We start from the raw sequence: 905 nt of genomic DNA, 5'->3' as shown, positions 1-905 counted from the left end.
TTGCTAAACCGGACATGAGCAGCGAGCAGCTGATCCGTGAAGCACTAAAATCAATGGTGTAACGGAAAGTTCAAGGTAACAGTATGATTGAAGCCGATCGTTTAATCGCTCCTGAAAATCCAGCGTTTCGTGATGAAGATGTTATTGACCGTGCTATTCGCCCTAAAAAGTTGGCGGATTACCAAGGTCAGGATCATGTCCGTGATCAGATGGAGATTTTCATCAAAGCGGCACAATTGCGTAGTGAGGCGTTAGACCACCTACTTATTTTTGGCCCTCCAGGTTTGGGTAAAACGACGTTGGCAAACATTGTTGCTAACGAGATGGAAGTGAACATCCGTACTACTTCTGGACCTGTTCTCGAAAAAGCAGGCGATTTGGCCGCGTTGTTGACCAACCTTGAGGAAAACGACGTGCTTTTCATTGATGAGATCCATCGTCTTAGCCCTATGGTCGAAGAGGTGCTGTATCCGGCAATGGAAGATTACCAATTGGACATCATGATTGGTGAAGGCCCTGCCGCACGTTCTATCAAAATTGATTTGCCACCATTCACATTGATTGGTGCAACGACGCGTGCGGGGTCTTTGACTTCTCCGCTGCGTGACCGTTTTGGTATTACTCAGCGTCTTGAGTACTACAAAGTGCACGATCTACAGAACATTGTTCAACGCAGTGCAGATTGCCTAGGGTTGTCGATGGAGCCAGAAGGCGCGTTAGAAGTTGCTCGACGAGCTCGTGGTACGCCTCGTATTGCAAACCGTCTATTGCGCCGTGTCCGTGACTATGCAGAAGTGAAGGGTAACGGACATATTTGTGCCGATGTTGCTGACAAAGCGCTTAATATGTTGGATGTCGATGCTCAGGGCTTCGATTACATGGACCGCAAGCTTCTTCTCGCTATC

1 protein-coding gene is annotated in these 905 nt (G+C 48.0%); it reads left to right on the top strand.

The genetic code is table 11. The features are described from left to right. Positions 1-83: 83 nt before the first annotated feature. Positions 84-905: Holliday junction branch migration DNA helicase RuvB (ruvB, locus tag R7040_RS25275; protein ID WP_318097390.1), on the top strand; the 822-nt coding region annotated here is incomplete at its 3' end.

It is taken from the genome of Vibrio sp. 1069, from assembly GCF_033340555.1.
Note: the sequence above shows the minus strand (reverse complement) of the source record. Positions and strands in the feature narration are given on the sequence as shown.